The sequence below is a fragment of the Formivibrio citricus genome, assembly GCF_900115065.1.
GTDB classification, from domain to species: Bacteria; Pseudomonadota; Gammaproteobacteria; order Burkholderiales; family Chitinibacteraceae; genus Formivibrio; species Formivibrio citricus.
Genome location: NZ_FOVE01000023.1, coordinates 36,575 through 44,558 on the forward strand (window position 1 = coordinate 36,575; position 7,984 = coordinate 44,558).

Annotated in this window: 8 protein-coding genes; 1 reads left to right on the forward strand and 7 read right to left on the reverse strand. The window is 60.5% G+C overall.

The window, feature by feature from the left end; all coding sequences use genetic code 11:
* Positions 1-2: 2 nt before the first annotated feature.
* The 5 genes from BMZ36_RS12980 to phaR all read right to left on the reverse strand — a co-directional run bounded on the left by BMZ36_RS12980 (position 3) and on the right by phaR (position 5,159).
* Positions 3-557, reverse strand: coding sequence for a flavin reductase family protein (locus BMZ36_RS12980; protein WP_091197542.1), 555 nt, complete (start codon positions 555-557; stop codon positions 3-5).
* 68 nt (positions 558-625) lie between these two features.
* Positions 626-2,242, reverse strand: a complete 1,617-nt coding sequence (locus BMZ36_RS12985; RefSeq protein ID WP_091197546.1) for an ArnT family glycosyltransferase — start codon at positions 2,240-2,242, stop codon at positions 626-628.
* 3 nt (positions 2,243-2,245) lie between these two features.
* Positions 2,246-3,028, reverse strand: coding sequence for a tRNA cyclic N6-threonylcarbamoyladenosine(37) synthase TcdA (tcdA, locus tag BMZ36_RS12990; protein ID WP_091197549.1), 783 nt, complete (start codon positions 3,026-3,028; stop codon positions 2,246-2,248).
* Positions 3,025-4,371: a 30S ribosomal protein S12 methylthiotransferase RimO gene (rimO, locus tag BMZ36_RS12995; RefSeq protein ID WP_091197554.1), complete on the reverse strand. Its 1,347-nt coding sequence runs from the start codon at positions 4,369-4,371 to the stop codon at positions 3,025-3,027. The genes tcdA and rimO overlap by 4 nt, the downstream gene beginning before the upstream one ends.
* Before the next feature lie 116 nt (positions 4,372-4,487).
* Positions 4,488-5,159, reverse strand: a complete 672-nt coding sequence (gene phaR, locus BMZ36_RS13000; protein ID WP_091197559.1) for a polyhydroxyalkanoate synthesis repressor PhaR — start codon at positions 5,157-5,159, stop codon at positions 4,488-4,490.
* Positions 5,160-5,392: 233 nt separating this feature from the next.
* Between phaR and BMZ36_RS13005 the strand changes: the two genes are divergently transcribed.
* Positions 5,393-5,962: a phasin family protein gene (locus BMZ36_RS13005; protein WP_091197564.1), complete on the forward strand. Its 570-nt coding sequence runs from the start codon at positions 5,393-5,395 to the stop codon at positions 5,960-5,962.
* Positions 5,963-6,136: 174 nt separating this feature from the next.
* On the opposite strand, the gene BMZ36_RS13010 is transcribed toward BMZ36_RS13005, so the two are convergent.
* Together BMZ36_RS13010 and BMZ36_RS13015 are read right to left on the reverse strand one after the other, a co-directional pair.
* Positions 6,137-6,646, reverse strand: coding sequence for a macro domain-containing protein (locus BMZ36_RS13010; RefSeq protein WP_091197567.1), 510 nt, complete (start codon positions 6,644-6,646; stop codon positions 6,137-6,139).
* 10 nt (positions 6,647-6,656) lie between these two features.
* A complete protein-coding gene (locus BMZ36_RS13015) occupies positions 6,657-7,637 on the reverse strand; it encodes an integron integrase (protein WP_091197570.1) in 981 nt (326 codons plus the stop codon).
* Positions 7,638-7,984: the final 347 nt, after the last annotated feature.

The window sequence follows — 7,984 nt, forward strand, 5'->3', positions numbered from 1 at the left end:
AGTCAGTCGGCTTCGACCTCATCCCCGGTCTGGAAGAAAGTACCGCCTGCCACGTAATGCAGGGTGCGCAGCTTGTCTTCCTCGAAACGCCAGCGTCCGTCGATAAACACACGCTTGTCGGCATGGGCGGCCACGACTTCGCCAATGAACAGGTCGTAGGCTTCCTGGTTGTGCGGCTCGGGAATCAGGCGGCATTCCAGCCATGCAACACAACCTTCGACCAGCGGCGCCGAGACGCGCTCCGCAGCAAACGTCTGCAAACCGCATGCCGCAAATTTGTCGCCTGCGCGGCCAGAGCTGCCACCCGCCTTCAAGATCGCAGGTGCAATAGCCCGCGCCGGGATGTTCAGCGCGAATTCGCCGGAAGCTTCGATCAATTCACGGGTATAGGCATTCTTGTCGATCACCAGCGCCACCTTGGGCGGATCGAAATCAAGCGGCATGGTCCACGAAGCCGCCATGATGTTCCGTGCATCGCCATGCGCGCTGGTAATCAGCGTCACCGGGCCGTGGTTGATCAGGCGAAAGGCTTTTTTCAAATCGACAGGTTGGCGCATGTGACCTCCGCAGCAGGTTCAAACGATAACGGGGATATATTCCCAGAACGCGAGGTCCAGGCCAACGGTTATTTCAGCTCGTAAAACTCGTACCATTCCTTGCTGTCACCCGGCCGCCCCCCCTTCCATAGCAAACGCCCGTTCAGTTTCACCTCGCCCTGCCCGGTTTCACGCTGTACCAGCGTGTACCGGCATGTCGCAGCGCGCGGCTCGACTTCGCTACGCAAGGTACGCAAACCGGCGTAGTAATCGAGCAAGGCGCGTTGCGGCTCGCCCAGCCGCAGGCTGGCCACGCACTCGCCTTGCGGCAGGTACGGGCTCAACGCCCGGAAGGTTTCGGCATAGCGCTTGGTGTAATCGAGAAACGGCATGCCCAGCAGCATCGCCAGCGCCCAGCACAGGCTGAAGCCGGCAGTCCAGACGAACAATCCGCGCTGCCACGCCCGCCGGCCCAGCGACAGGGCTGCCAGCAAGGCCGTCACCACCAGCGCCAGCAACAGCAGACCGATGCTGCCGTGCGGCTGCAAGCCCGGCGCCTTGGCCATCAGGCGCAGCCACAAGCCTTGGGGCACACCGAATGCCAGCGCGATACCCGCCAACCAGATTGCGAACGCCAGCAGGCCGAAGCAGGCCAGCCACAACCTGCGCCACGCCAGCGAGGGCGGCATATGGAAACGCACTGCACCGGCTGCGAGAATCGCCAGTGGCGGCAGCAAGGGCAGCGCATACAGTTCGCGCGCATCGGAGGCCGCAGAGAGCACCAGCAACGCGGTCAGGAAATAAGCCAGCGGAACTTTCCAGACCGCCGCGAGCAGGCGAGCGCGTTCGCGCCACAGCGCCACAGCGGCGAGCGGCAGCGCTGGCAAGGCGTACCACGGCAACAGCAGCAGATAGAAGAAATGGTGGTCGGCACGCGGCCCCAGTCCGGCCGTTCCGTCGAAGCGCCCCAGGTTGTTCACCCAGAACCAGACGCGGAACAATTCGGGAGAGCGCTCGTACAGCGCGCTCATCCACAGCGCCGGCAGCGGCAGAAACGCCAGCAAGGCAACCAGCAGAAATCCCGCATAGCGCCGGTCGCGGAAGGCCCGACCGAGCAAGGGCAAAACCAGCCCGGCCACGCCCAGCAGGCCCGGCCCCAGCAAGCCCTTGGAGAGGAATGCCGTCGCTGCCCCCAGCCCCAGCGCAATCCCGCCGGCCACGGGGCGGCGCAGCCCGAGTGCATAGCCGTACAGCCCCCAAGCCGTGCCGGCCAGCAGCGCCGTATCGGTAATCATCTGGTGCGCGCGCACCGCGAGCCCCACGCAGCCGATCAGTGCCAGCGCCGCCCAGCGCCCGCATCCGCGACCGTGCAGCTCGCGCGCGGCCCCCGCCACGGCCACCAGCGCCAGCACCAGGAAGAATCCCGAAGCCAGCCGCGCCGCGTCCGGCGGGTTGAGAATACCGCCCAGCAATTTAAGAAACCCTGCCGCCACGATGAAATAAAGCGGCGGTTTTTCCATGAAGGGCTCGCCCGCAAGTGTGGGCACCACCCAGTCGCCCGTCGCGGCGATATGGCGCACCAGCCCGAAGGTATAACCCTCATCCGGCTTCCACGGCTCATGCCCGACCAGCCCCGGCAGCAACCAGCACAGCAGTACAGCCAGAAAAACCCAAAACGGCAACTGCTGATCTGCGCGCGGCGTCATGGCTCAAACCTTCCGGGACAGTGTTCTGAGAACGTGCGAGGCCGCGGCAAAACCGAACGTACCGGTTACGCACAGCGCGGCACCAAAGCCGGATTCGCAATCGCGCGCCCCGCCTTCCTGCGGCTTTTGTGCGCAGACCGTGCCGTCGGACTGCGGATAGACCAGTTGTTCGGTCGAATACACGCACGGCACACCCATCTTCTTCTCGCCGCGCGCAAAGCCGTATTCGCGGCGCAGGATCGCGCGCACCTTGGAAGCCAGTGGATCGTGCGTGGTGCACGCCAGATCGTCGATGCGCACCTGCGTGGGATCGATCTGCCCGCCCGCACCACCGGACATGATCACGGGCAGCTTGCGCTTGTGGCATTCGGCAATCAGTGCCGCCTTGGATTTCAGGCTGTCGATGGCATCGACCACAAAATCATAGTCCCGCGCCAGGTAGGCATCGAAAGTCTCCGGGCCGATAAAATCGGCAATGGTTTCGATCTTGCACTCCGGGTTGATCTGCGCAAAGCGCTGCGCCAGCACCTCAACCTTCGGCTTGCCGTAATTGCCGTCAAGCGCCGGCAACTGGCGGTTGGTGTTCGATACGCACAGATCGTCGAAATCGATCAGCGTAATGCGGCCGATGCCGGAGCGCACCAGCGCCTCCGCCGCCCAGGAGCCCACGCCCCCCACGCCGATCACGCAGACATGCGCATGGCTAAATTTTTCCAGCGCGGCCTGGCCGTAGAGGCGCGCGATGCCGCCGAAACGGCGTTCGTAGCTGGAATCGAGCCCCGTCATCCGATCAATTCCGCATCAAGATCATGCTCGCCCGCCGCCGTGATGCGCACGCGGACCAGATCGCCGACCGCCACGCGCCCGGTTCCTGCCCTGAAACGCACCACGCCATCGATCTCCGGCGCATCGGCATAGCTGCGCGCCACCACTTGGGTGCCCATCGGCTTGCCGAACTTGATGACCGGATTGACCGCATCGACCAGCACGGTCATTTCCTGCCCAACGCGGCGCGCGAGCTTGCGGGCACTGATTTGCGCCTGTTTTTCCATGAAGCGGCGGCGACGGTCTTCCTTGACCTCTTCCGGCACCGGATCGGGCAGCTCGTTGGCCGCTGCGCCCTCGACCGGCGAATAGGCAAAGCAGCCCACGCGGTCGAGTTCGGCGTCTTCAAGGAAAGCCAGCAGCTCTTCGAATTCGGCTTCGGTCTCGCCGGGGAAGCCGACGATGAAGGTCGAGCGCAACACCAGATCGGGGCAAATCTCGCGCCATTTACGGATACGCGCCAGCACGTTTTCGGCATCGCCGGGGCGCTTCATGAGCTTGAGAATGCGCGGGCTGGCATGCTGGAACGGGATGTCAAGATACGGCAGCACCTTGCCTTCCGCCATCAGCGGAATCACTTCGTCAACGTGCGGGTACGGATAGACATAATGCAGTCGCACCCACAACCCAAGCTTGCCCAGTTCGCTGACCAGCTCGGTCATGCGCGTCTTGACCGGTCGGCCGTTGTGGAATGCGGTGCGATACTTGAGATCGACGCCATAGGCACTGGTGTCTTGCGAGATGACCAGCAACTCCTTCACACCCGACTGCGCCAGAAGCTCGGCTTCACGCAGCACCTCGTTGGCCGGGCGCGAAACCAGATCGCCGCGCAACGACGGAATGATGCAGAAGGTGCAACGGTGATTGCAGCCCTCGGAAATCTTCAGATAGGCATAGTGCTTGGGTGTGAGGCGAATGCCGGCAGCCGGAACCAGATCGACGAAGGGATCGTGCGGCTTGGGCAGGTGCTCGTGCACGTGCGCCATCACCTCGTCCTTGGCATGCGGGCCAGTCACGGCCAGCACCTTGGGATGCGCCTGCTGCACCATGTCGCCGCGTGCGCCCAAGCAGCCGGTCACGATGACCTTGCCGTTTTCCTTGATCGCCTCGCCGATGGCATCGAGCGATTCCTGCACCGCGCTGTCGATGAAGCCGCAGGTATTGACCACCACCAGATCGGCATCCTGGTAGGTTTGGGAAACAAGATAACCCTCGGCGCGCAACTGGGTGAGGATTTGCTCGCTATCGGAAAGCGCTTTGGGGCATCCTAGCGAAACAAAGCCGACTTTGGGTGTAACAGACATCACATTCTCCGGGGCCTTCGCTCGAAGGCCATATATAAAAACGGGCATGCCCCAAGGCATGCCCGCCAGAACCGGACAGGATTTTAGACGTTGCCGTCGGCGCTTACAATCCGCGCTCAGGACTTGTCTTCGGTGCGCTTGCGCGTGGCAGTGCGCGGCTTGGCCGCAGCGGCCTTCTTGGGCTCTGCTTCCGCGCTCTCCGCCGGAGCTGCAGGAGCCGCCGAAGTTGCCGGAGTGGCTTCAGGTTCGGCAAAAATTCCGCGCGCCTGCTCTTGCAGTTGTTCCTGCATCTGCTGCTGCATCTGCTGCTGCATCTGCATGAACATGCTGGCACCGCTTTCCAGGTAATCGCCCATCATCTTCTGCAGCGACGGACCCTGGAACTTCATGAAATCACCCCAGAGCTGGGGATTGCTGAAAACCGGGTTTTCTCCCGAAATCACCGACTGGGTCTGCTCGCCGAGCTTGTCCTGCATCTGCATGAACAGCGCCATGTTCTTGTCGAGGAAATTGCCCATCAGGCCCTGCATGGCGTTGCCGTAGAAACGGATCAATTGGGTCAGCGCATCATAGGAAAACATCGGCATCGCACCGGACTCTTCATCCATGATGATTTGCAAAAGTACCGAACGGGTCAGGTCTTCGCCGGTCTTGGCATCCAGAACCTGGATCTCGACATTGTCCAGCACCAGTTGCTTCACGTCCGCCAGCGTGATGTAGCTACTGGTCGACGTATCGTAAAGACGGCGGTTGGGGTATTTCTTGATAACCAGTTTTTCTGCGCTCATGGTCAGTTTCCGGGGGTTGCCTGCATTAATAACTTTGAATACGCGGAGGATACGCCGCCATGTCCCGCAAAGCAAATGTTGCAACGCACAAAAAATTGTTGACTTTTGCAGCGCAACATTTAGAATGCAGTTCAAGGATTGTGCAGAGCAGCATTTGTTCAGCCCAACCGGCAAAAATTTGATTGACCCAGGTCTTTGGCAACATCACTTTTAACTGATTATTTGGAGAACACATGATGACTACCGCTCAACAACAATTCGCTGACTTCGCTACCGAACAAATCGAAATCGGCCTGCGTTTCGCCCGCATCTCCCTGGATTCCACCGAACGCCTCGCCAAGCTGCAACTGGAAGCCGCCAAGAGCGCTCTGGAAGAAAACGCCAAGAACGCCAAGGCTCTCGCCGGCATCAAGGACATCCAGGACGCCCTGGCCCTGCGCCAGAAGATTTCCGAGTCCACCCTGGACAGCACCGTTGCCTACTCCCGCAACCTGTACGAAATCTCCTCCCAAGCCCAGAGCGAACTGTCCCAACTGTTTGAAGAGCGCACCACTGCTTTCAACAAGAACGTTGTTTCCGGTCTGGACCGTTTCGTGAAGTCCGCTCCGGCTGGCGCTGACGTGGCCGTAGCTGCCGTCAAGTCCACCGTACAAGCCACTGCTGCTGCCGTTGACAGCCTGACCAAGGCCGCCAAGCAAGTTGCCGACTTCACCGACGCCTCCCTCAAGGCCGCTACCACTGCGACTGCCGATGCCGTGAAGACCGCATCCCGCAAGAGCAACGGCGCTTCCGCCAACGCCTGATCCCCTCCTCCTTCAGGCAAGGCAACGGGCGCGAATTTCGCGCCCGTTTTTTATTTTGTTCGAACTCGTCACCCCGGCGCAGGCCGGGGTCCAGTGGTTTGAAATGGCTTCGTTGCTGGATACCGGCCTGCGCCGGCATGACGACAAAATTCGAACCTCACTTGGTCTAATCAATCAACATCCCACCTCGGCACCAAAAACCCGCCAGGTCTGCGCATCGCGCAACACCAGCCGCACCTCCTCGACCGACCCCAGGGCGGGCAAACAGGCGCGGATTGCCGCCACTGTTACCCTCGCCGCCTCATCGAGCGGATAACCGTAGATTCCCGTCGAGATGGCAGGGAAAGCAATCCTCTTCACCTGTTTCCGTTCAGCCGCATCCAGCGCATTCCTGAACGCATCGGCCAGCAGTTTGTCCGAAGGGCGATCAAACCCATAGCGCGGCCCGCAGGCATGGATCACCCAGCGCTGCTTCAGATTAAACCCCGGTGTCGCCACCGCACCGCCAACCGCAATGCTGCCCAAACCGGCGCAATACCGCGCCAATTCCGGCCCCGCAGCATCGTGGATCGCCCCGCACACGCCGCCGCCCGGCAGCAACTCTGCATTGGCCGCATTCACTATCGCATCGCAATCGTCCTGCGCCAGCAGATCGCCCTGGATGCACGTCAGAATCGCTGTCATGCCCCCTCCTTTACAGTCTATCCAGCGGGCTTTGCACACCGCGCCCACCCTTGTTCAGCACATGGGTGTAAATCATGGTTGTACTGACATCCTTATGGCCGAGCAGCTCCTGAACCGTACGGATGTCATACCCGCTTTCCAGCAGATGCGTGGCGAAACTGTGGCGCAGGGTGTGGGGCGATGCCGGCTTGGTCAACCCTGCAGAAGCCACGGCTTTTTTCATCGCCCGCTGCACGGTCTGGTCCTCCACATGATGCCGACGCCGAACCCCGCCGCGAGGATCAACCGACAAACCGGCGGCTGGAAAAACATACTGCCATGCCCACTCCCGGCTCGCGGTCGGATATTTGCGCTCCAGCGCATAAGGCAAATACACAGCCCCCAGCCCTGCCGCAAGATCAGCCTCATGCTGCGATTTCACCTTATCCAGATGCTGTCGCAATTCCGGCACCAGACTTTGCGGCAGCATGGTCACCCTATCCTTCTCTCCCTTGCCGTCGCGTACCAGAATCTCGCCGCGAATCAGATCGAGATCTTTCACACGCAAACGGCAACCTTCCAGTAAACGCATTCCGGTGCCATACAACAGACGCAGGATCAAGCCGGTTTGCCCGGATGCATTGGCCAGCACGCGCAATACCTCCGAGGTAGCCAGCACCACCGGCACCCGCTGCGGTTTTTTGGCCCGGGTAATATCCGCCATCCAGGGCAAATCAACACCCAACACCTCGCGATACAAAAACAAAATTGCCGCGAGCGCCTGGTTTTGCGTTGCGGCGGCCACATTCCCGACAACTGCCAGATGAGTCAGAAATGCCTCCACCTCTGCCGCCCCCATATCGCGCGGATGGCGCTTGTCATGAAACAGGATGAAGCGGCGAACCCAGAGCAAATAAGACTCTTCCGTCCGGATGCTGTAATGCATCACCCGCAAACGCTCGCGCACTTGACCCAGCAATTTTGGCGCTTTTTTGACAGCCTCATCTTCCATTGAAGTAATTTCCGTAGCAGGATGAGTTTTTTATAACTGCGATCTCACGGTAAAACAAGCACTTGGTCACGCGGGGATGGGGTTAGGCCTCAAGGGCCGCGGGATTAGGCTTCAAAAAGTGAGGTCGAATACACGTTCATTTTCATAGACGGCTACGGCGCAGCGGGAAGTGAACCTCTATTTATAGGCGGAGAAGCCGGGGTTCATACAGGCCGAAAAAACTGCTATTTAGTGAAGCGCAGCTGCGCGACGCATAACGAAGTTGATGCGTACACGCTGCAGAGCTTCACTGGCAGGTTTTGAATCGGACGGGTATGCATCGGTCATTGGGCAAGAAAATGAGCACA